This is a genomic window from Streptomyces sp. NPDC003036, from assembly GCF_040611175.1.
Lineage (GTDB): Bacteria > Actinomycetota > Actinomycetes > Streptomycetales > Streptomycetaceae > Streptomyces.
In genome coordinates, this window is the sequence record NZ_JBEXNO010000019.1 from 1 (window position 1) to 21992 (window position 21992).

The window sequence follows — 21992 nt, forward strand, 5'->3', positions numbered from 1 at the left end:
GCGAAACGGGCACGCTCGCAGCGCTCTCCTGCCGCCAGGGCGGCCCGGCGGGCCTCGCCGTCCTGGAGGAGGCCTGGGATCCGCCAGCCGGTCCCTTCGACCGGGCGCGCCCGGCCCTGATCGCCGCCGACTTCCCGCACTTCCGCCCCTGGCGCAACCGCCTGTCGAGCCGCTCCCTCCAACTGCGCTACGGCCGCGACGGCCTCTGGTACGGCTACGAATCCGACCCGGACCGCGAGGACTGGTGGCCGCGCGGCACCCCCGACGCGGACCCCGTCGGCGCACTCGCCGACCTGCTCGGGCGCTGATGGGTAGGCTGCCGTGCATACGGGGAAACGACCACGAAGGGGGCCTGGTGGAAGCCGAGTTGGTAGCACTGGCGACGGCGGGGGCGACCGCGCTCGTCCAGCAGATGGTGGGCGAGAGCTGGGAGCAGGCCAAGGGTCGGATCGTCGCGTTCTTCGCCCGCCGCGCGGGCAAGGACCCGGAGGCGGTCACGGCGGAACTGGACGCGGTACGGGCGGAACTGCTCGCCGCCGAGGAGACGGGCGACGAACGCACGACGGCCGACGCCCAGGCCGAAGCGCGCACCGAGTGGCGGGCTCGTATGCGCCGAACTCTCCAGGCGGACCCGGAGGCGGCGGGGGAACTGCGGGCGATGCTGGATGAGTTGATGCCGACTTCCGGATCCATCACGGTCAACAACACCGTGAACGACGGGGTCTACCACGCCGCCGTGATCCAGGCCGGGTTCATCGGCAGGAACTACGGCACGCAAGGCGCCTGACCCCTACATTGGGCCGTGATCGACGAGACGCGGAACAGCGTGGGCGGAAGCGCACGGGGGGCCCGTCGTACCGGCAGGTCCCCATCCGTCACCTCGCGTCGTGCGTGCGCCAACCGGCCCAGCACCTCCCCTGATCGCGCACTCGCCCCGTGTCCTGGAGTGCGACCCGTAGAGGACATGTGAGGGTTCGATTAAGCCACCACTCGATGGGGTGAATGGCGGATGCGACATAACCCGCCTTGACTGTAAGGCGTTAATTCCGGTGCGGGCGGGTGCCCGTGAAAGTCTCCGGAAGGCAGGAAGCCATGAGGCACACTCGCCGAAATGGTCTGGCCACCCTGGTGGCCACCAGCGGCGCGCTCGCTCTGGCGGCGGGTTATGCGTACGCCGACTCCGAGGCGGCCGGCGCTGCGGTCGACTCGCCGGGGCTGGTCTCCGGCAACAGCGTGCAGCTGCCGGTGGACGTCCCGGTCAATGTCTGCGGCAACACCATCAACGTGGTCGGGCTCCTCAACCCCGCGGCCGGCAACACGTGCGCGAACAACGGCGGCGGAAAGTCGTCCCACAAGGACGAGGCGGCCACCCCGCACGGCGGCAGCGGTGGCGGTAGCGGAAAGGGCAGCGGGAACAGCGGCGGTGCGTCCGCCGAAGGCGTCACCAAGGGGTCCCCCGGGGTGATCACGGGCAACGGCATCCAGCTGCCCGTCGACCTGCCGGTCAACGTCAGCGGCAACTCCGTCAACTTCGTCGGCATCCTCAACCCCGTCTTCGGCAACGCCTCCAGCAACGGCGGTGGCAAGACCCCCGTCACGCCGCCGAAGGGCGACGAGCCGGCCCAGCCGCCGAAGCCGGGGGCGTCGAAGCCGGAGGAGCCGTCCGCCGCGGGGCCCGCCCCGGCGCCCGACACCCGTCCCGCGCTGGAGACCAGCACGACGCCGCTGGCCGAGACCGGCGCCGACGGCGGCCTGCTCGCCCTCGGCGGTGCCGCCATGGGCCTGATGCTCGGCGGCGCCGTCCTCTACCGCCGCTTCCGAGGCACCGCGACGCCCGAAGGCGTCTGAGCCGGTCGGGCCCGGCACCGGCGCGGAGGTTCACCGCCGCCAGGACCCCAGCATCGCGTCGATCACCGGTGCTACGCGGGTACGGGCCTGGTGGCGGGGGACGCCACGCATCAGCAGCGTGTCGTACTCGGTGTCGACGTGCCGCACCGATGCCCGCACCGCCGCGGTCACCGCGCCCTCGTCCAGGGCCCGCCCCGCCGCCGTGCGCCCGACGCGCCCGCTGCCGCGCAGGGAGGCGTGCGCCGCGATGCCGGCGGCCCGCTCCGGCGGGCAACCCGGGAACAGCCGGAGGATCTCGGCGGCCAGAGCGGCCGTGAACCGCTCGTCCTCGGCCGCCCGCCGCTCCGCGTCCCTCGCCCTGCGGCGGGCACGCGCCTCCGCGTCGGCGAGGCACGCGGCCTCGGCCCGCGCCAGGGCCGCCTCCTCCACGAGGATGCCCTGGCGTTCGTAGCGCGTACGGCGCCGGTTGTGGCGTACGACCACGGCCCACAGCCCGCTCGCCTCGCGGGCACGGCGGGTGAGCGCCGCGTCGCCGCGCGGCAGGTAGACCAGGTGGCCGAGGTCGGCGCAGTCCAGGCAGAGCGGCGCGTGGAACTCCAGGACCATCCGGGGCAGCGGGCCGCTGCGGCACTCCGCGCAGTGGCGGCGGCGTCGCAGCGGCTCGATCACCACGATCGGGGCCGGTACGGACATCTCGGCGCCCGCTCAGCGCACGCTCGGCGCCGCCGCCTCGATAAACGCGGTCAGTGCCCCGACCGCCCGCTCCGAGCGCCGCTCCCGGTCCGCCTCGTCCCTCGCCTCGTGCATGCAGTTCGTCACCTCGAAGGTCTCCTCGGCCAGCCGTACGATCGCGGGGTCGTCGCACACCAACTGCACCCGCACCAGGGCCTGCCGGGCCGTGGCCCGCCGCTCGTACGACTCCAGGCGTGTGCTCTCCGCGTGCGAGCCGTTCCGGCGGTACCAGCGTGCGTTCTGTGCCCGCCGGTACTCCACAACGGCGTCGGCGAACGCGCTGTACGTCGCGATCCGTTCCTGACGGAGCTGTTCCGCGCGGGCGAGCGTCGCGGTGCGCTGTGCCGCCCGCCCCTGGAAGAAGTGCGTGACCACCGCGCCGAGCAGTGTGCCGATCACCGCGATCAGCGCCGTCTCCATCGCTGCCTCCCCCTTCGGTCCCCGCTCCGCAACGCGGTCGCTCCGCACCCTATTACGGTCACACGCCGAGCCCCACCCGCCGGGAGCCGGGAGGGAGTTGAGTCCGCGAGCGCCGTCCCGTACACCCGCGGCGCCTCCTTGCCGCGCACGGTGCCGGACGGGTCCCCGGTACACCGGCGTGGGCATTGGGTGCATGGGGCAAGGACATGCTGCGGGGGCTCCTTCCTCGGGGAGCATGGGGGCGTGAGACTCGAACCGATCACCTGGGAACGGCTGGCCGACCGGCTCGCCGCGCACGTGGACGGGCTGCGCCCCGGCGACGGAGGGCCCTGGCTCAAGGTCGGCGTCGACGGGCCGCCCGCCGCCCGTCCGGACGAGCCGGCCGCGTTGCTGGCCGAGGCGTTGCGGCTGCGCGGCCGGGCGGTGGTGGTCGTCGGCACGGAGGGCTTTCTGCGCCCGGCGTCGCTGCGGTACGAGTACGGCAAGGAGGACCCCGACTCGTACTACAGCGGCTGGTTCGACACCAACGCGCTGTGGCGCGAGGTCTTCACGCCGCTGGAGCCGGGCGGCAGCGGACGCGTGCTGCCGGACCTGTGGGACCCGGTGGCGGACCGCGCCACGCGCAGCCCGTACACCCGACTCCCGCCGGGCGGTGTACTGGTGCTGCACGGTCCGTTCCTGTTCGGGCACTGGTTTCCGTTCGACCTGACCGTGCACCTGCGCCTGTCGCGGGGCGCCCTCGCCCGGCGTACGGCGGAGGCGTGGACCCTGCCCGCCTTCGACCGCTACGAGGCCGAGGTCGGGCCCGCGGAGACGGCGGACGTCCTCGTCCGCGCGGACGATCCCCGCCACCCCGCCTGGACCGGCCTCCCGGAGTAGCCCCCGCTTCCTTCCGCTTCCACCTCGCCCTCGCCCTTGCCCTCGTCCTCACCGTCTCGTCGGCCGGCCGCCCGGCACCGTCACCGCCTCCGCGCCCGCGCGGCAACCCGCCGACGCCGCTCCGGCCGGGGACGCGCCGGAGAGGCGGGCGGCCAGGAACGCGCCCGTGAAGGCGTCGCCCGCGCCCGTCGAGTCGATCGCCCGCACCCGCGGCGCCGAGGCGCGGGCGACGACGCGTCCGGACGCCGCCACCAGCGCGCCCGCCGCGCCGAGGGTCACCGCGACCAGCGGGAAGCCGTGGCTGAGCTTGGCCGCGGCGTCCGACGGGTCGGGCAGGCCCGTCAGCAGCGCGGCCTCGTCGGCGTTGGGCAGCAACACGTCCGCGCCCTCCACCGCCGCCAGGAACCGGGCTGCGCCGAACTCCGCGAGGAACCCCGCCGACGCCGGGTCCACGCTCACCGGGACGCCCCGCTCCCGCGCCGCCGCCAGGGCCAGGGACGCAGCCTCCCGGCTGGGCCCCGCGAAGAAGAGATACCCGGACAGATGTACGTGTGACACACCCTCCAACAGGCTTGGCGACCAGTCGCCACGGTCCAGCCGCAGCGCCGCCCCGCTGTCCGTGAGGAACGTCCGCTCGGCGGTCGCGTCGACCAGCGCCACGACGGTCGCGGTCGGCGCCTCCTCGTCCCGTACGAGCAGGGGCCGCACCCCGGCCGCCCGCAGCCGCTCCTCGTGCCAGGAGGCCCAGTCGGTGCCCACCCGCGCCAGGATCCGCACGTCGGGCCGGCCCGAACGCGCGGCCCAGCACGCGACGTTGCCTCCGGCGCCGCCGGGCAGGGTCCGGATCTCCGCCGCAGTGTCGGTCGCCCGCGCCGGCGGCGTACGGTGCCGGACCACGACATCGGTGACCACGTCACCGACCACGAGCAGCGCCCCGCTCATCGCACGGGATCGGCCGCAGCTGCGGTCGGTGCCGCGGTCGGTGCCGCGTCGCACGCTGCCGCCGCGATGCGCGCCGCCAGCCGCACATTGCCGCGCACCGCCGCGATGTTGGCCTCCAGGGACGCGCCGCCGGTGTGCCGCATCAGGTACTCCAGCAGGAACGGTGTCACCGCCTGCCCGGTGATCCCCCGCTCCCGGCACGCGTCCAGCGCCTCCGCCAGCACCCGGTCGTGCACCTCCGGATCCAGCTGCTCCGCCTCCGGCACCGGATTGGCGACGATCAGCGCCGCCTCGGCCCCGGCCCCTGAGCCGGAACCGGAGCCGCCGAGGGCGTCCTGCGCCCGCATCACCGCCGCCACCTCCTGCGGCGACCGCACCGTCCAGTCGACCGGCTCCCCGGAGGACGTCAGATAGAAACCGGGGAAGTGCTCGGTCCCGTATCCGAGGATGCCCACGCCCAGCGTCTCCAGCCGCTGGAGCGTCGCCGGGACGTCCAGGATCGATTTGACCCCCGCGCACACCACCGTGATCCGCGTCCGCGCCAGCAGGCGCAGGTCCGCCGACTCGTCCTGCGTGTGCGCCCACTCCCGGTGCACGCCGCCGAGCCCGCCGGTCGCGAAGACCCGGATGCCCGCCCGCGCGGCCAGGAACGCCGTCGCCGACACGGTCGTCGCCCCGCTCGCCCCCGTCGCCAGCGCGGGCGCCAGGTCCCGGTGCCCCAGCTTCCGTACGCCGGGATCCGTCGCCAGCCGCTCCAGGCCGCTCTTGTCGAGCCCGATGCGTGCCGCACCGTCCAGGACGGCGATGGTGGCCGGAACCGCACCACCCTCCCGTACGAGCGCCTCCAGCTCCTCCGCCACCGCCAGGTTGCGCGGGCGGGGCAGTCCGTGGGCGATGATCGTCGACTCGAGGGCCACGACGGGCCGGTTGGCCGTCAGGGCCTCTCGTACCTCTTCGGACAACACCACTGTGGTCTCTGGCATGTCCCCATCCCTGGCGCGGCGGCGGGCCCCGCAAACCTGGGCCCTCGGCAACGCTGAGGGCCCAGACCGGGCATCCGGGTCAGCAGGTCATCCGGGACGCTTCGGCGAGCGCAGCGCCAGGACGGCGAGCGGCAGGAGCAGGCACGCGCCGACCGCGTTCAGCCAGCCGTACCCGGCCTGGGCGACGATCAGGCCGGCCGCCGCGCCCCCGATGCCCGCCGACGTGTTCATCGTCAGGTCCGACAGGCCCTGGACGGCGGCGCGCGCCGCCTGCGGCACCGAGTCCGTCAGGAGCGCCGAGCCGGAGACCAGGCCCGCGGACCAGCCGAGGCCCAGCAGGAAGAGCCCGGCGGCCGTACGGCCGTGACTGCCCCCCGCCGTACCGGCCAGCAGGGCCGCGCAGGACAGCAGCCCGACCGCCAGGCCGATGACCGACAGCCTGCCGAGCTTGTCCGACAGCCACCCCATCACGGGCGAGAACGCGTACATGCCCGCGATGTGGCCGCTGATGACGAGCCCGATCAACTGGATGCCGGCGCCGTGGTGGCTGAGCGCCACGGGCGTCATCGACATGATCGAGACCATCGCGGTGTGCGAGGCCGCCACCGTCACCAGCGCGAGCCGGGCGCGCGGGGACTCCCGCACCGCCCGGAAGCCCGCCTTCAGGGAACGGCCCTCCGGTTCCGTGTCCTCCGCGGAGCCGGCCGCCAGCGCCCGCGCGGTCAGCAGCGGGTCGGGCCGCAGCAGCGCGGCGACCATCACCGCCGAGACCAGGAAGACCCCGGCCGCCCACAGGAAGGGGCCCGCCGCCGCGGGGATGCCCATCCCGGCGACGCTCCGCCCCGCCGGTGCGGCGATGTTCGGGCCCAGCACCGCGCCGATCGTGGTGGCCCACACGACCGTGGAGATGGCCCGCGCGCGCCGCTCCGGCTCGGCCAGGTCGGCGGCCGCGAAACGGGCCTGGAGGTTCGCCGACGACCCGGCGCCGAACCCCGCCATGCCCACGAGCAGCAGCGGAAAGCTCCCGACGACCGCCGCGACCACCACCACACCCGCGCCGACCGCCCCGAGCACGTACGCCAGGACCAGCCCGGGCCGCCGCCCGCGCGCGGTCATCAGCGCCGCCAGCGGCATGGACAGCAGCGCCGTTCCGGCCACCATGGCCGTGGGGGCGAGCCCGGACAGCGCCTCCGTCCCGCTCACCTCCTGCGCCAGTACGGAGGCGAGCGCGATGCCGATGGCCACCCCCAGCCCGCCCAGGATCTGGCTGACGATGAGGACGGCAGCGGTCCGCCGCCGCAGGGAGGGCAGCTCGGCCACCGCGACCGGCGCGGAAGCGGACGTCGGCGCCGGCACGGGAGCGTCGGGTATACCGGAGGGTGTAGTCACCGCAGCAGTTTGTCACCCCTTACATCATCGGACCAGATCCGGAGAGCGGTGGCGGTCGCCACACCCCGTCCGCCTGGCCGCCCGGTCCGCGCGGGCAGGGACGCCCTCCATGCCGACCACCGTACGACCCGCCACTGACGGCGCCACCCGGCACGTGGTCGCGGTGTGAATCTTTGTTTGGTACGACTCCGGCCATAGCCTCGCACCCCTACCAGCGGGTACACATGGCACGACCAGCAGGACAGCACCACGACGACAGACCACGTACGAGGCTTGGCAGGCGGCGGGGCACAAGGGGCGAAGGGCTTACGGGTATGCCGGGTATGCAGGGCACAGTCGACGGATTCAGCTACGGACTGGTCACCCCCGTGGCCGCCTATCTGATGGCCTGCCTCGGCGGCGCGCTCGGTCTGCGCTGCACCACCAGGTCACTGCGCGACGGCGGGCGCTTCCGGCTCGGCTGGCTCGCCCTCGGCGCCACCTCCATCGGCTCCGGCATCTGGACCATGCACTTCATCGCGATGATGGGCTTCAGCGTCCAGGAGTCGCCGATCGGCTACGACAGGCTCACCACCTTCGCCAGCCTCGCCGTCGCGATCGTCATGGTCGGCATCGGCATCTTCCTCGTGGGCTACCGCGGCGCGACCGCGATGGCCCTCGTCACCGGCGGCACCCTCACCGGGCTCGGCATCGCCACCATGCACTACCTCGGCATGGCCGGAATGCGGCTCCAGGGCCGGATCGAGTACGACACGGTCACCGTCGCCCTCTCGGTCGTGATCGCGGTGGTGGCGGCCACGGCCGCGCTGTGGGCGGCCGTATCGGTCCGCGGCTTCACGGCCACCCTGGGCGCCAGCCTGGTCATGGGCGTCGCGGTCACCGGCATGCACTACACGGGCATGGCCGCGGTCAACGTCCACCTCCACGGCGACGGCCAGGTGCCGGGCACGGAGAACACCACCGCGCTCCTCGCCCCGATCCTGATCGGCCCGGCGGCGTTCCTGCTGCTCGCCGGGATCGTGGTGCTCTTCGACCCGCTGCTGGTCCTGGGCGAGCCCGGCGGGCGGCGGCCCGCCGTTCGCCCTCCGCACCGGTACGGGGCGTCGGCCCGGCTCCACGGCCGCCGGGCCGACGAGTTCCACCAGGACCACCGGAGCCACGGGAGCCACGCCTACGGCGAGCCGGCCAACTGGTCGGCGGTCCGTCCGCCGCGCCGCAGCGAGCGCTCCCGCCACCGCTGACCCCGCGGGCGACCCCCGACTGTCAGTGGTGAGTCGTACGGTGGTTGCATGCGGCCCGTTTCCAAGATCGAACGTTCGGTGGCGCCCTTCGAGGTCGTCAGCCCCTACCAGCCCAGCGGCGACCAGCCCGCGGCCATCGCCGACCTGGCACGCCGTATCCAGGCGGGCGAGAAGGACGTCGTCCTGCTCGGCGCGACCGGCACCGGCAAGTCGGCGACGACCGCCTGGATGATCGAAAAGCTCCAGCGCCCCACCCTCGTGATGGCGCCGAACAAGACGCTGGCCGCGCAGCTGGCCAACGAATTCCGCGAGCTGCTGCCGAACAACGCCGTGGAGTACTTCGTCTCGTACTACGACTACTACCAGCCCGAGGCGTACGTCCCGCAGTCGGACACCTACATCGAGAAGGACTCCTCCATCAACGAGGAGGTCGAGCGGCTGCGCCACTCCGCCACCAACTCGCTGCTCACCCGGCGCGACGTCGTCGTGGTCGCCTCCGTCTCCTGCATCTACGGCCTCGGTACGCCGCAGGAGTACGTGGACCGGATGGTCCCGCTCAAGGTCGGCGAGGAGATCGACCGCGACGAGCTGCTGCGCCGCTTCGTCGACATCCAGTACACGCGCAACGACCTCGCCTTCACCCGCGGCACCTTCCGGGTGCGCGGCGACACCATCGAGATCTTCCCGGTCTACGAGGAGCTCGCCGTCCGCATCGAGATGTTCGGCGACGAGATCGAGGCCCTCTCCACGCTGCACCCGCTCACCGGCGAGGTCATCAGCGACGACCGGGAGCTCTACGTCTTCCCGGCCAGCCACTACGTGGCGGGCCCGGAGCGCATGGAGAAGGCGATCAACGGCATCGAGCGCGAGCTGGAGGTGCGCCTGGCCGAGCTGGAGAAGCAGGGCAAGCTGCTGGAGGCGCAGCGGCTGCGCATGCGCACCACGTACGACATCGAGATGATGCGCCAGATCGGCTCCTGCTCCGGCATCGAGAACTACTCGATGCACTTCGACGACCGCGAGCCCGGCTCCCCGCCCAACACCCTCCTCGACTACTTCCCCGAGGACTTCCTCCTCGTCATCGACGAGTCACACGTCACCGTCCCGCAGATCGGCGCCATGTACGAAGGCGACGCCTCGCGCAAGCGGACGCTGGTCGACCACGGCTTCCGGCTGCCGTCCGCGCTCGACAACCGGCCGCTGAAGTGGGAGGAGTTCCAGGAGCGGATCGGCCAGACCGTCTACCTGTCGGCGACGCCCGGACAGTACGAGCTGTCCCGCTCGGACGGCTTCGTCGAGCAGATCATCCGCCCCACTGGCCTCGTCGACCCCGAGGTCGTCGTCAAGCCCACCGAGGGGCAGATCGACGACCTGGTGCACGAGATCCGGCTGCGCACCGAGCGCGACGAGCGCGTCCTGGTCACCACCCTCACCAAGAAGATGGCCGAGGACCTCACCGACTACTTCCTGGAGCTGGGCATCCAGGTCCGCTACCTGCACAGCGACGTCGACACCCTGCGCCGGATCGAGCTCCTGCGCGAACTGCGCGCCGGTGACTACGACGTCCTGGTCGGCATCAACCTGCTCCGCGAGGGCCTGGACCTGCCCGAGGTGTCCCTGGTGGCCATCCTGGACGCCGACAAGCAGGGCTTCCTGCGCTCGGGCACCTCGCTGATCCAGACCATCGGCCGCGCCGCGCGCAACGTCTCCGGCCAGGTCCACATGTACGCGGACACCGTCACGCCCGCCATGGCGCAGGCCATCGACGAGACCAACCGGCGCCGCGAGAAGCAGGTCGCGTACAACAAGGCCAACGGCATCGATCCGCAGCCGCTCCGCAAGAAGATCAACGACATCGTGGCCACCATCGCGCGCGAGGAGGTCGACACCGAGCAGCTGCTCGGCACGGGCTACCGCAAGTCCAAGGACGGCAAGGGTGCCAAGGCGCCCGTGCCCTCCCTCGGCGGCGCCACGGCGGCCAAGGCCGGCAAGGGCGGCAAGGCGGCCAAGGCCGCCTCCAAGGGCGCGCTGGTCAGCGACCGCCCCGCGGCCGAACTGGCGGGCATCATCGAGGAGATGACCGACCGGATGCGGGCCGCCGCCGCGGAGCTGCAGTTCGAGGTGGCCGCGCGGCTGCGCGACGAGGTGAGCGAGCTGAAGAAGGAGCTGCGGCAGATGAAGGAGGCGGGCATCGCCTGACGCCCCCGCAGCCGGCCGACCCCAGCAGTCGGCCGACCCCGCAGCCGGTCGGCTGCCACAGCCGGTCCGCCGCGACGCACGAGTGAGGCGAGTGACGCCGCGGCGACCGGCTGTGTTGCAACACCGCCACAAAAGAGGGCCGCGCCTGCTGCGGTCCCAGCCCTTCTGCGTAGGGTGCTGGCAACCGCACTCGCAGACGGTCGCGGGGGAACGCAACGAGAGGGGACAGCGGTGACGGTCAACATGACCAAGGGTCAGGCCATCAGCCTGCAGAAGAGCGACGGAGGCACCCTGACCGCCGTGCGGATGGGGCTCGGCTGGCAGGCCGCGCCGCGCCGCGGTCTGTTCGGTTCCCGCACCCGGGAGATCGACCTCGACGCCTCGGCCGTGCTCTTCGCCGACAAGCAGCCCATCGACGTGGTCTTCTTCCGCCACCTGGTCAGCGACGACGGCTCCGTGCGCCACACCGGCGACAACCTGGTGGGCGGCGCCGGCCAGGGCGGCGACGACGAGGCGATCCTCGTCGACCTCGAGCGCGTCCCCGTCCACATCGACCAGATCGTCTTCACGGTGAACTCCTTCACCGGCCAGACGTTCCAGGAAGTGCAGAACGCCTTCTGCCGCATCGTCGACGAGACGAACGGCCAGGAGCTCGCCCGCTACACGCTCGACGGCGGCGGCCAGTACACCGCGCAGATCATGGCCAAGGTGCACCGGGCCGGCTCCGGCTGGCAGATGACGGCTCTGGGCAACCCGGCCAACGGCCGTACGTTCCAGGACCTCATGCCGGCGATCGTGCCGCACCTGTAAGTCCACGGCTCGTCGCCGCGACACGCGGCGACGAGCACCGCGTCCATCCGCAGCTCCCGGAGGCACCAGGTCGCCCCGGGAGCTGCCGCAGCGTTCGAGCTGTCGCAGCTACGAGGGGGGAACAGGCGCATGACGGCCGAGCTGGTCCGGGGACAGAACCATCCTCTGCCCCACGCCCGACTCGAGATCCGGGTGTCGGCCCGCGAGCCGGTCATGGCCGGTGCCACGCTCGGCGACGAGGACGGCCGCGTCCACGGTCCCGAGTGGGTCGTCCACCCCGGAGCGCCCGCCCTGCCCGGTGTGGAGGTCTCCCGCCAGGCCGCCGCCGACCACCGGCTCGCCGTCGACCTCGACGCGCTGCCGGCCGCCGTCCACCGGGTCACGGTGCTGCTCGCCCTGCCCCTCGGCCTCGGCGGCCCGGACCGGTTCGGCGCCGTCGCCGCGCCCTTCGTCTCGGTCACCACCCTCGACGGCACCGGCATCGCCGACTACACCCTCACCGGCCTCGACCGCGAGTCCGCCGTCGTCGCCCTGGAGCTCTACCGCCGCCAGGAGGCGTGGAAGGTCCGCGCCGTCGGCCAGGGGTATGCGGGTGGCCTCACGGCGCTCCTCGCCGACCAGGGGCTCGACCCGGCCGCGGACCTGGCGGGAGCCATCCAGGAGGCCATCGCGAAGGGCATGAGCCGCGCGGTGGCCGCGCCCCCGCCGCGTATCGCGCGGACCGCGCGTACCGCCGAAGGCGACCGCGCCCGCCGGGACACGCCCCCGACGGCCGGCCCCGTCGACTACACGCACCCCCGCCGCCAGGCCCCTCCGCAGCAGGCAGCCCCGGTCCCGGCGGCCTCGCGGCAGCCCGCAGCGCCGGTGGCCGGCGACGCGTCGGGCTGGACCATGGAGGAGCGGCTCTACAACCAGGTCTGGGGCATGTTCGAGGACCTGGCCCGCACCACCGCCGCCTACCGCAGCGCCGTCGACTTCGCCGAGTCCCGCATGGACCAGGAGCTCGAGCGCGTCCTGTCCGACCCGCGCAGCCGTAACGGAGCGGGCGGCGACGCCGTACGGGCCGCCGCCCGCGCCAAGCACGACGAGCTGACCGCCCGGGCCCGCGAGGCGCTCGACCGGGACCTCGCGCAGCTCACCGCCGAGGCGCAGGTCGTCGAACCGGCCCTGCCGCCCGCGTTCGCCGGCTGGGACAACCCCGTCTGGCACGCCTACCGCGTCCCCACCGAGGCCCCGATGGCCCTGCGCCTCGGCGACCTCCACCTCCCGGAGAGCCCGGAGCTGCGCATCCCGATGCTCGTACGGCTGCCGCTGGCGCGCGGCCTGTGGGTGGACAGCGGCCGCTCGGAGGCCGCCGAGGCCGTCGGCACGGACGACGCCGTGCTGCGCCGGCTCGCCATGGACACGGCGGTGTCGCTCGCGGCGCGGATCGTCGCGGTCCATCCGGCGGGGGAGTACGCCGTCCACGTCATCGACCCGGCGGGCTCGGCGGCGGCCTCCCTCGCCCCGCTCACCGGCTCCGGCGTGCTCGCCGGGCCGCCCGCGTCCGGCGCCGGGGGAGTGTCCGACGTCCTCGGCCGGCTCACCGACCGCGTGGACCTGGTGCAGATGGCCGTCCGCGGCGGGGCGGCCGACTCCCTCCCGCCGGACCTCGACACCGCCGAGCAGCTGCTGATCGTCAACGACTTCCCGCACGGCTTCGACGACCGGGCCGTCACGCGGCTGCGCTACCTCGCCGACGAGGGCCCGGCCGTCGGCGTGCACCTGCTGATGGTCGCGGACCGCGACGACGCCCGGGCGTACGGCCCGGTGCTCGACCCCTTGTGGCGTGCGCTGCTGCGGGTCACGCCCGTCCCGGACGACCACCTCGCCGACCCGTGGGTGGGCCATGCCTGGACGTACGAGCCGCCTCGGGTCCCGGAGGGCAGCGGCATCCTGCGCCAGGTCCTGTCCCAGGTCGCCGACGCCCGTCCCCATAGGCGTCCCTGACCTGGGCACTTGGGACTCCCTTTACTTTTCCCTTTACCTTCCTTTGGTGTATGCGGTACTGTTCTTTGCGCGGAGGGGAGTACTCCCACGTGCGGCGTTCCCGTCAATACGGACGGTCGGATCACGACCGGTCCCGGGGCGTCGGCCCGTGTGTCGTCCGGCGGTGAGAACCGGCGGGGCCTCGGGTGGAAGAGACCTCCGGCAGCGACGACGCTGATCAGTAGCCGTACGACGCCGGAGGCGCAGTGGACGTTTCAATGAACTTGTGGGTGGCGACCGTTCTCGGTCTGTCCATCCTGATCGCGGCCGACTTCTTCATCGGGCGCAAGCCGCACGACGTGTCGATCAAGGAAGCGGGAACCTGGACGGTCGTCTGGATCGTCCTCGCCGCGCTGTTCGGTGTGGGCCTGCTCGTCTTCGGCGAGAGCCAGGCGTCCGGCGAGTTCTTCGCCGGTTACATCACCGAGAAGTCGCTCAGCGTCGACAACCTCTTCGTCTTCGTCCTGATCATGGCGAAGTTCTCGGTGCCGACCCACCTCCAGCAGCGCGTGCTGCTCATCGGCGTCCTGATCGCCCTGGTCCTGCGCGCGATATTCATCGCCGCCGGCGCCGCGATCATCGCCAGCTTCTCCTGGGTCTTCTACATCTTCGGCGCGTTCCTGATCTACACCGCCTGGAAGCTCATCCAGGAGGCGCGGGCGGACGAGCCGGAGGAGGAGTTCGAGGAGAACCGCCTCCTGAAGTCCATCGAGAACCGCTTCGGCGTCGCGGACCGGTACCACGGCACCAAGCTCTTCATCCGCAACAACGGCAAGCGCATCCTGACCCCGCTGATGGTCGTCATGCTCGCCATCGGCACCACGGACGTGCTGTTCGCGCTGGACTCCATCCCCGCGATCTTCGGCCTGACCCAGGACCCGTACATCGTCTTCACGGCCAACGCGTTCGCCCTCATGGGTCTGCGGCAGCTGTACTTCCTCATCGGCGGCCTGCTGAAGAAGCTGGTCCACCTGAGCTACGGCCTGTCGGTGATCCTCGGCTTCATCGGCGTGAAGCTGGTGCTCCACGCCATGCACGAGTCGGGGGTGCACGTCCCGGAGATCTCGATCCCGGTCTCGCTGGCCTTCATCTGCGCCGTGCTGGTCATCACCACGATCACCAGCCTGATCGCCTCGAAGAAGCAGGCCGAGCGCGAGGCGGCCGCCGAGGGCGCCGCGGACAAGGACAGCGTCGAGGCCTGACGGCCGCCGTACGCGCCGCAGCAGGCACTGGCTCAGCCGGCCGGTACGGGTTCGCATGGCGACCCGCACCGGCCGGTGCTTGTGTGGACGGTGAACGGACCCGCCCAGACGGTGGTGGAAGGACCCGCGCTGAGCGGCCTCGTCACACCGCCGCCGATTCCCCGGCCGACTGCACGGCCTCGCCCCCGGCAGGCTCCGCCACCGGCTTCGGCCGCGTCTCCGGCAGCAGCGCGAAGCACGCGAAGCTCAGCAGCGCGATCCCGCTCAGATACGCCGCCACACCCCACGGCGGCCCGGCGCCCCCCGCCGCGGCCGTCGCCACGATCGGCGTGAGCGCGCCGCCCACCACCCCCGCCAGGTTGTAGCCGACCGCCGCACCGGTGCACCGCACCCTCGGCTCGTACAGCTCGGGCAGGTACGCCGCCACCACGGCGAACGTCGTGATGAAGGCCAGCAGCGCGCCGGAGAACCCCAGGAACATCAGCAGCGGCTGCGCGGTGTGCAACAGCGCCACCATCGGGAACATCCACAGCGCGGACGCCGCGCAACCCGCCAGGCACATGGGCCGCCGCCCGACGCGGTCCCCCAGCACCGCGACGAACGGCGTCACCACGCCGCTGATCGCCACCGCCGCCATGATGCAGACCAGCATCACCGTACGGCTCACGCCGAGCCGCTCCGTGCCGTACGCCAGCGCCCAGGTGGAGACCGCGTAGAAGACGGCGTATCCGACCGCGAGCGCCCCGGCGGTCAGCAGCACCAGCCGCCAGTGGCCGCGCGCCACCTCCACCAGAGGGGCGTTCGCCCGCTTCCCCGTCTCGGCCATCTCCTCGAACTGCGGAGTCTCCCGCAGCGAGCGGCGCAGCAGCAGCCCGCCGGCCGCCAGCACCCCGGCCGCCCAGAACGGCACCCGCCAGCCCCACTCCCGGAACTGGGCGTCGCTCAGCCCGGCCGACAGGCCGAGGATCACCCCGTTCGCCAGCAGGAATCCCACCGGCGGCCCCACCTGCGGAAAGCTCGCCCACAGCGCCCGCTGCCGCTCCGGCGCGTGCTCCACCGTCAGCAGCACCGCCCCGCCCCACTCCCCGCCGAGCCCGAGCCCCTGCACGAACCGCAGCACGAGCAGCAGGACGGGAGCGGCCACCCCGAGCGTCGCGTACGTCGGTACGCAGCCGACCGCGACCGTGGCCGCGCCCGTCAGCAGCAGCGAGGCGAGCATCACCGGACGCCGCCCGTACCGGTCACCGATGTGTCCGAACAGCGCGGAACCGAGCGGCCGTGAGACGAAACCGATCGCGAACGTGCCGAACGCCGCCAGCGTCCCGGCCACCGGCGAGAACGTCGGGAAGAACAGCGGCCCCAGCACGAGCGCGGCGGCGGTCCCGTACACGAAGAAGTCGTAGAACTCGACCGCCGTCCCGGCGAGGGCGGCGAGGGCGAGCCGTTTCATGGACGGGTTCGCGGATGGAGCGGGTGCGGTGTGACTCTGGCGCATGCCGCGCCAACCACCCCGCGCACACCATGGTTACGGCGCGTCACGGGGCGCGCGGAAGCACACGGCGCGCACGCTCCCCACGCCGCTTACCAGCCGCGCTCGCGCCACTCCGGCAGATGCGGGCGCTCGTCACCCAGCGTGGTGTCCTTGCCGTGGCCCGGGTAGATCCAGGTCTCGTCCGGCAGGACGTCGAAGAGCTTCGTCTCCACGTCCAGGATCAGGCTGGCGAAGGCGTCGGGGTCCTTGCGTGTGTTGCCGACGCCGCCGGGGAAGAGGCAGTCGCCGGTGAAGACATGCGGATGGCCGTGCGGGTCGTCGTAGATCAGCACGATCGAGCCGGGCGTGTGCCCCACCATCCGCCGCGCGGTGAGCTCGACCCGCCCCACGCGGATCGTGTCCCCGTCCTCGACCGGCACGTCCGTCGGGACGTCGATGCCCTCGGCGTCGTACCGTCCGGCGTACGTACGGGCGCCGGTGGCCGCCACGACGTCGGCGAGCGCCTGCCAGTGGTCGTGGTGGCGGTGGGTGGTGACGACGGCGGCGATGCCGTCGTCACCGATCAGCCGGAGCAGCGTCCGCGGCTCGTTCGCCGCGTCGATCAGCAGCTGCTCGCCGGTGGTCCGGCAGCGCAGCAGGTAGGAGTTGTTGTCCATCGGGCCGACGGCGACCTTCGAGATGATCAGGTCCGTGAGCTCGTGCGCATCCGCGGGCCCGCCGACCCTGACCGCTCCGCTGTACGTCATGACCCCAGGCTATAGCGGCGGCAGCGCCGGAAGGGTGCCACCGCGTACCTCCAGGGCCGAGCCGTCGCGGCGGCCGGCGAGCCAGCCGAGGAGGTCGGCCGCCGGGCCCGAGACGGTCACCTCGGTGCCCTCCTCGCCGCCGGTGCGCCACTCCCGGCCGCCGGCCAGCAGCCGGGTGGGCGGCACCGTCGGGTTGCCGGAGAACCGGTCGGCGAGGAACTCGATCTCCCGCTCAGTGAACTCCTGCGGGAGGTCTTCCAGCTCGTAGCCGATGCCCAGGTCGACGTGGTGCAGCTCGACCTCGACGAGGCGGCGGAAGGGCACCCGGACGGCGCGGTCGGTCACGCCGTTGCGGAGCTCCACCGTCCGGTCCCAGTCGGCCGGGACCTCGCCCTCCGCCTGGAAGCGCGCGGCGCTCTCGCGTACGTCGTGGAGCTGGGCGGCGAGCGGGCGCGGCGCGTCGCGCTCGATGTCGGTGTCGCGGGCCTCGGCACTCACGTACATCGGACGGCCCTGGAGAACATTCACGAGGGCATCCGCGTTACGTGAGAGGTGGGCCAGCACATGGCCCCGGGTCCAGCCCGGCAGCCGGGAGGGCGCGGCGACGGCCGCGTCGTCCAGCTTGGCGGCCGCGGTGAGCAGCCGCTCGGTCGCCTCGCGTACAGAGGCCAGGTCATGCACGTGGTCGATCATGCCGCCGACCCTAGCGCCGCCACACGATCGGGTGAAGGTGGCCGGGGAAGGCCGGAAATCGAATGCGCGTGCTATACGCTCGGTGGAGGCATCCTTGAAAGTCAGGCACTCATCCGTTTGGCGGCCCCCCGTAGGCTTGAACAGTCTGGGACGGGGGCTGTGCCCCCGCTTCTCTCAAGAAAGGTGCGGACCGGCGTGGCCGACCGTCTCATCGTCCGTGGCGCGCGCGAGCACAATCTGAAGAACGTCTCGCTCGACCTCCCGCGCGACTCCCTCATCGTCTTTACCGGGCTCTCGGGGTCGGGCAAGTCCTCCCTCGCGTTCGACACGATCTTCGCCGAGGGGCAGCGCCGGTACGTCGAGTCGCTCTCCTCCTACGCCCGGCAGTTCCTCGGCCAGATGGACAAGCCGGACGTCGACTTCATCGAGGGCCTCTCCCCGGCCGTCTCGATCGACCAGAAGTCGACCTCGCGCAACCCGCGCTCCACGGTCGGCACCATCACCGAGGTCTACGACTACCTGCGCCTGCTCTTCGCGCGCATCGGCAAGCCGCACTGCCCCGAGTGCCGCCGCCCGATCTCGCGCCAGTCGCCGCAGGCCATTGTCGACAAGGTCCTCGAGCTGCCCGAGGGCAGCCGCTTCCAGGTGCTCTCGCCGCTGGTGCGCGAGCGCAAGGGCGAGTTCGTCGACCTCTTCGCCGACCTCCAGACCAAGGGCTACAGCCGGGCCCGGGTGGACGGGCAGACCATCCACCTCGCCGAGCCGCCCACGCTGAAGAAGCAGGAGAAGCACACCATCGAGGTGGTCGTCGACCGCCTGACGGTGAAGGACAGCGCCAAGCGCCGGCTCACCGACTCCGTGGAGACCGCGCTCGGCCTGTCCGGCGGCATGGTCGTGCTCGACTTCGTCGACCTCCCCGAGGACGACCCCGAGCGCGAGCGGATGTACTCCGAGCACCTGTACTGCCCGTACGACGACCTCTCCTTCGAGGAGCTGGAGCCCCGCTCCTTCTCCTTCAACTCGCCCTTCGGCGCCTGCCCCGAGTGCACCGGCATCGGTACGCGCATGGAGGTCGACCCCGAGCTCGTCGTCCCGGACGAGGAGCGCTCCCTCGACGAGGGCGCGATCCACCCCTGGTCGCACGGCCACACCAAGGAGTACTTCGGCCGCCTGATCGGCGGGCTCGCCGACGCGCTCGGCTTCCGTACCGACATCCCGTGGGCCGGGCTGCCCGCCCGTGCCAAGAAGGCCCTGCTGTACGGGCACAAGACCCAGGTCGAGGTCCGCTACCGCAACCGGTACGGCAGGGAGCGGGCGTACACCACCCCCGCCTTCGAAGGCGCCGTCTCCTTCGTCAAGCGGCGGCACAGCGAGGCCGAGAGCGACTCCAGCCGTGAGCGCTTCGAGGGGTACATGCGCGAGGTGCCCTGCCCCACGTGTGAGGGCACGCGCCTCAAGCCGATCGTCCTCGCGGTCACGGTCATGGAGAAGTCCATCGCCGAGGTCTCGGCGATGTCCATCAGCGAGTGCGCCGACTTCCTCGGCCGCCTCACGCTGAACGCCCGCGACAAGAAGATCGCCGAGCGCGTGCTGAAGGAGGTCAACGAACGGCTCCGCTTCCTCGTGGACGTGGGCCTCGACTACCTCTCGCTGAACCGCGCGGCCGGCACGCTCTCCGGCGGCGAGGCCCAGCGCATCCGGCTCGCCACCCAGATCGGCTCCGGTCTGGTGGGTGTGCTGTATGTGCTCGACGAGCCGTCCATCGGCCTGCACCAGCGCGACAACCACCGGCTCATCGAGACGCTCGTGCGCCTGCGCGACATGGGCAACACGCTCATCGTCGTCGAGCACGACGAGGACACCATCAAGGTTGCGGACTGGGTCGTGGACATCGGCCCGGGCGCCGGTGAGCACGGCGGCAAGGTCGTCCACTCCGGCCCGTTGAAGCAGCTGCTGGCCAACAAGGAGTCGATGACCGGGCAGTACCTGTCCGGGAAGCGGTCCATCCCGACCCCCGACGTCCGACGGCCCGTGGACCCGTCCCGCCGGCTCACCGTGCACGGCGCCCGCGAGAACAACCTGCGGGACATCGACGTCTCCTTCCCGCTCGGCGTGCTCACGGCGGTCACCGGCGTCTCCGGATCCGGCAAGTCGACCCTGGTCAACGACATCCTCTACACCCACCTCGCGCGCGAGCTGAACGGCGCCAAGTCGGTGCCGGGGCGGCACACGCGCGTGGACGGCGACGACCTCGTCGACAAGGTCGTGCACGTCGACCAGTCGCCCATCGGCCGCACCCCGCGGTCGAACCCGGCGACGTACACCGGTGTCTTCGACCACGTCCGCAAGCTCTTCGCCGAGACGATGGAGGCGAAGGTCCGCGGGTACCTGCCCGGGCGCTTCTCCTTCAACGTCAAGGGCGGCCGCTGCGAGAACTGCTCCGGTGACGGCACCATCAAGATCGAGATGAACTTCCTGCCGGACGTGTACGTCCCGTGCGAGGTCTGCCACGGGGCGCGCTACAACCGGGAGACCCTGGAGGTCCATTACAAGGGCAAGTCCATCGCCGAGGTGCTGGACATGCCGATCGAGGAGGCCCTCGACTTCTTCGAGGCTGTCCCGACGATCGCCCGCCACCTGCGCACCCTGACCGAGGTCGGCCTCGGCTACGTACGGCTGGGCCAGTCGGCGCCGACGCTCTCCGGCGGCGAGGCGCAGCGCGTGAAGCTCGCCTCGGAGCTGCAGAAGCGGTCCACCGGGCGCACGGTGTACGTGCTGGACGAGCCGACCACCGGTCTGCACTTCGAGGACATCTCGAAGCTCATCAAGGTGCTGTCCAACCTGGTCGACAAGGGCAACACCGTGATCGTCATCGAGCACAACCTCGATGTCATCAAGACCGCCGACTGGGTCATCGACATGGGCCCCGAGGGCGGCAGCGGCGGCGGCCTGGTTGTCGCCGAGGGCACGCCCGAGCAGGTCGCGGGCGTCCCGGCCAGCCACACCGGCAAGTTCTTGCGCGACATCCTCGACCCGGAGCGCATCAGCGACGCGGTCCCGTCCGTGCCGGCGGCTCGCAAGCGCGCGCCGAAGAAGGCGGTCGCGGCGGCGGACGGTACGCCGCGCCGCAAGACGGCCACGGCCCGGACGACCCCGGCGAAGAAGACGGCGTCGGCCCGCGGCCGCACCTCCTGACGACCGGCCGCAGGCCGCGCCGCCCGGTGCCCCCTCCCCGCGCGGGAAGGGCCACCGGGCGGCGCCGGTTTCACCGGTGCGGCAGCAGCGACCGCGGCAGCTCCGCCGCGTACGGCGGCTCCGCGCCCGGGCGGGAGCAGGTGACGGCCGCCGCGTGGGAGGCGAAGGTCAGGAGCGCCCGCCAGCCGTCGGCATCCAAGGAGTCCACGGCATCCGGGTCGCGGCCCGCCAGGCCGTGCAGCAGCGCGGCGTTCACCGTGTCGCCGGCCCCGATCGTGTCGGCGACCGCCACCGGCACCGCCGGCACCGAGACGTCCAGGCCGCGGGTGTGGACCGACAGCCCCGACGCGCCACGGGTCAGCACCACCGCCGAGGGCCCCTTCGCCAGCCACTCCTCCGGCGAACCGCCCAGCCACCGGGCGTCCTCCTCGGAGAGCTTCAGCACCGACACATACGGCAGCCACCCCGCGAACCGCGCCCGGTAGGCGTCCGCGTCCGGGATCAGACCCGGCCGGACGTTCGGGTCCAGCAGCGTGAGCACCCCGCGCCCCGCCTCCCGCCGCAGCAGCGCCTCGTACGCGCTCGCGCCCGGCTCCAGCGCCAGCGAGCACGTCCCGAAGGAGATCGCGCGCACCCCCTCCGGCAGCCGCTCCGGCAGCGCGAAGAGCCGGTCGGCCGTGCCCTGCGCGTAGAACCCGTACCGCGCCGACCCGTCCGCCCCCACCGAGGCCACCGCCAGCGTCGTCGGCTCGGGACCGCGCTGTACGAGGCCGGTGGCGACACCCGCGGCCCGCAGCCCCTCCAGCAGGGCCTCGCCGAAGGCGTCGGTCGAGACCCGGGAGCAGAAGGCGACGTCCGCGCCCAGCCGCCCCAGCGCCACCGCGGTGTTGTACGGGCCGCCGCCCCGCCGCGGCACGAGCGGCGCGAGCGGACCGGCGCCCGCGGCATCGGCACCGGGCTCGGCACCGGGCTCGGCACCGGGCTCGGCACCGGGCTGGGGGACCAGGTCGATCAGGGACTCTCCTGCCACGACGATCACGAGGCCGAACGTAACCCATCGCCGAGGGGCGGGACAGCCCCCGCGGAAGGGCCGCACATCTACGCGGGTATCGTCGGATCCGTACCGAGTCGGACCGCGCAGGTCCGTCCGTGCCGCGTCGGCGCGTACCGAACGGTCCCGCCGCCGACGTCCC

At 72.6% G+C, this 21992-nt stretch carries 18 protein-coding genes and 1 pseudogene; 10 read left to right on the top strand and 9 right to left on the bottom strand.

Features of this window, described 5'->3' with window-relative positions:
* From ABZX67_RS16040 to ABZX67_RS16050, 3 genes and pseudogenes are all read left to right on the top strand, one after another.
* Positions 1–308 (top strand): annotated as a pseudogene (locus tag ABZX67_RS16040) (hypothetical protein); the annotation flags it as partial.
* A gap of 47 nt (positions 309–355) precedes the next feature.
* The gene (locus ABZX67_RS16045) at positions 356–787 is read left to right on the top strand and encodes a hypothetical protein (protein WP_355360060.1); all 432 of its coding nucleotides are present in this window, start codon (positions 356–358) and stop codon (positions 785–787) included.
* Positions 788–1092: 305 nt separating this feature from the next.
* A complete protein-coding gene (locus ABZX67_RS16050) occupies positions 1093–1848 on the top strand; it encodes a chaplin (protein ID WP_355360063.1) in 756 nt (251 codons plus the stop codon).
* A gap of 30 nt (positions 1849–1878) precedes the next feature.
* Here ABZX67_RS16050 and ABZX67_RS16055 read toward each other — a convergent pair whose 3' ends face one another.
* Both ABZX67_RS16055 and ABZX67_RS16060 read right to left on the bottom strand, forming a co-directional pair.
* Positions 1879–2541, bottom strand: coding sequence for a DUF2293 domain-containing protein (locus tag ABZX67_RS16055; protein ID WP_355360066.1), 663 nt, complete (start codon positions 2539–2541; stop codon positions 1879–1881).
* 12 nt (positions 2542–2553) lie between these two features.
* Positions 2554–3000 (bottom strand): hypothetical protein, encoded by a 447-nt coding sequence (locus ABZX67_RS16060; RefSeq protein WP_355360069.1) that lies wholly within the window; start codon positions 2998–3000, stop codon positions 2554–2556.
* A gap of 243 nt (positions 3001–3243) precedes the next feature.
* Between ABZX67_RS16060 and ABZX67_RS16065 the strand changes: the two genes are divergently transcribed.
* Positions 3244–3879 carry a uridine kinase gene (locus ABZX67_RS16065; RefSeq protein ID WP_355360072.1) on the top strand — a complete coding sequence of 212 codons (636 nt, stop codon included), beginning with the start codon at positions 3244–3246 and terminating at the stop codon, positions 3877–3879.
* 48 nt (positions 3880–3927) lie between these two features.
* On the opposite strand, the gene ABZX67_RS16070 is transcribed toward ABZX67_RS16065, so the two are convergent.
* From ABZX67_RS16070 to ABZX67_RS16080, 3 genes are all read right to left on the bottom strand, one after another.
* The gene (locus tag ABZX67_RS16070; protein ID WP_355360075.1) at positions 3928–4821 is read right to left on the bottom strand and encodes a PfkB family carbohydrate kinase; all 894 of its coding nucleotides are present in this window, start codon (positions 4819–4821) and stop codon (positions 3928–3930) included.
* Positions 4818–5804: a pseudouridine-5'-phosphate glycosidase gene (locus ABZX67_RS16075; RefSeq protein ID WP_355360078.1), complete on the bottom strand. Its 987-nt coding sequence runs from the start codon at positions 5802–5804 to the stop codon at positions 4818–4820. The genes ABZX67_RS16070 and ABZX67_RS16075 overlap by 4 nt, the downstream gene beginning before the upstream one ends.
* An 87-nt stretch (positions 5805–5891) precedes the next feature.
* Complete coding sequence (locus tag ABZX67_RS16080) at positions 5892–7160, bottom strand: MFS transporter (protein ID WP_355360081.1); 1269 nt, start codon at positions 7158–7160, stop codon at positions 5892–5894.
* Positions 7161–7516: 356 nt separating this feature from the next.
* Here ABZX67_RS16080 and ABZX67_RS16085 point away from each other — a divergent pair, with 356 nt between their 5' ends.
* The 5 genes from ABZX67_RS16085 (at position 7517) to ABZX67_RS16105 (ending at position 14673) form a co-directional block, all read left to right on the top strand.
* Positions 7517–8434, top strand: coding sequence for an MHYT domain-containing protein (locus tag ABZX67_RS16085; RefSeq protein ID WP_355360386.1), 918 nt, complete (start codon positions 7517–7519; stop codon positions 8432–8434).
* A 48-nt stretch (positions 8435–8482) separates the two neighbouring features.
* Positions 8483–10633, top strand: a complete 2151-nt coding sequence (uvrB, locus tag ABZX67_RS16090) for an excinuclease ABC subunit UvrB (protein ID WP_355360084.1) — start codon at positions 8483–8485, stop codon at positions 10631–10633.
* Positions 10634–10864: 231 nt separating this feature from the next.
* Positions 10865–11443: a TerD family protein gene (locus ABZX67_RS16095; RefSeq protein ID WP_355360087.1), complete on the top strand. Its 579-nt coding sequence runs from the start codon at positions 10865–10867 to the stop codon at positions 11441–11443.
* A gap of 129 nt (positions 11444–11572) precedes the next feature.
* Positions 11573–13432 carry a TerD family protein gene (locus tag ABZX67_RS16100; protein ID WP_355360090.1) on the top strand — a complete coding sequence of 620 codons (1860 nt, stop codon included), beginning with the start codon at positions 11573–11575 and terminating at the stop codon, positions 13430–13432.
* Between the two features lie 245 nt (positions 13433–13677).
* Positions 13678–14673: a TerC family protein gene (locus tag ABZX67_RS16105; RefSeq protein WP_355360093.1), complete on the top strand. Its 996-nt coding sequence runs from the start codon at positions 13678–13680 to the stop codon at positions 14671–14673.
* Positions 14674–14815: 142 nt separating this feature from the next.
* On the opposite strand, the gene ABZX67_RS16110 is transcribed toward ABZX67_RS16105, so the two are convergent.
* The 3 genes from ABZX67_RS16110 to ABZX67_RS16120 form a co-directional block, all read right to left on the bottom strand.
* On the bottom strand, positions 14816–16123 hold the full coding sequence (locus ABZX67_RS16110) for an MFS transporter (RefSeq protein ID WP_355360096.1): 1308 nt from the start codon (positions 16121–16123) through the stop codon (positions 14816–14818).
* A gap of 131 nt (positions 16124–16254) precedes the next feature.
* Positions 16255–16911, bottom strand: coding sequence for an MBL fold metallo-hydrolase (locus tag ABZX67_RS16115; protein ID WP_355360099.1), 657 nt, complete (start codon positions 16909–16911; stop codon positions 16255–16257).
* A 9-nt stretch (positions 16912–16920) separates the two neighbouring features.
* On the bottom strand, positions 16921–17604 hold the full coding sequence (locus tag ABZX67_RS16120; RefSeq protein WP_355360102.1) for a maleylpyruvate isomerase family mycothiol-dependent enzyme: 684 nt from the start codon (positions 17602–17604) through the stop codon (positions 16921–16923).
* Between the two features lie 195 nt (positions 17605–17799).
* Here ABZX67_RS16120 and uvrA point away from each other — a divergent pair, with 195 nt between their 5' ends.
* Complete coding sequence (gene uvrA, locus ABZX67_RS16125; RefSeq protein ID WP_355360105.1) at positions 17800–20799, top strand: excinuclease ABC subunit UvrA; 3000 nt, start codon at positions 17800–17802, stop codon at positions 20797–20799.
* A gap of 70 nt (positions 20800–20869) precedes the next feature.
* Here the strand turns inward: uvrA and ABZX67_RS16130 are convergent, their stop codons facing one another.
* Positions 20870–21838, bottom strand: coding sequence for a carbohydrate kinase (locus ABZX67_RS16130; protein WP_355360108.1), 969 nt, complete (start codon positions 21836–21838; stop codon positions 20870–20872).
* Positions 21839–21992: the final 154 nt, after the last annotated feature.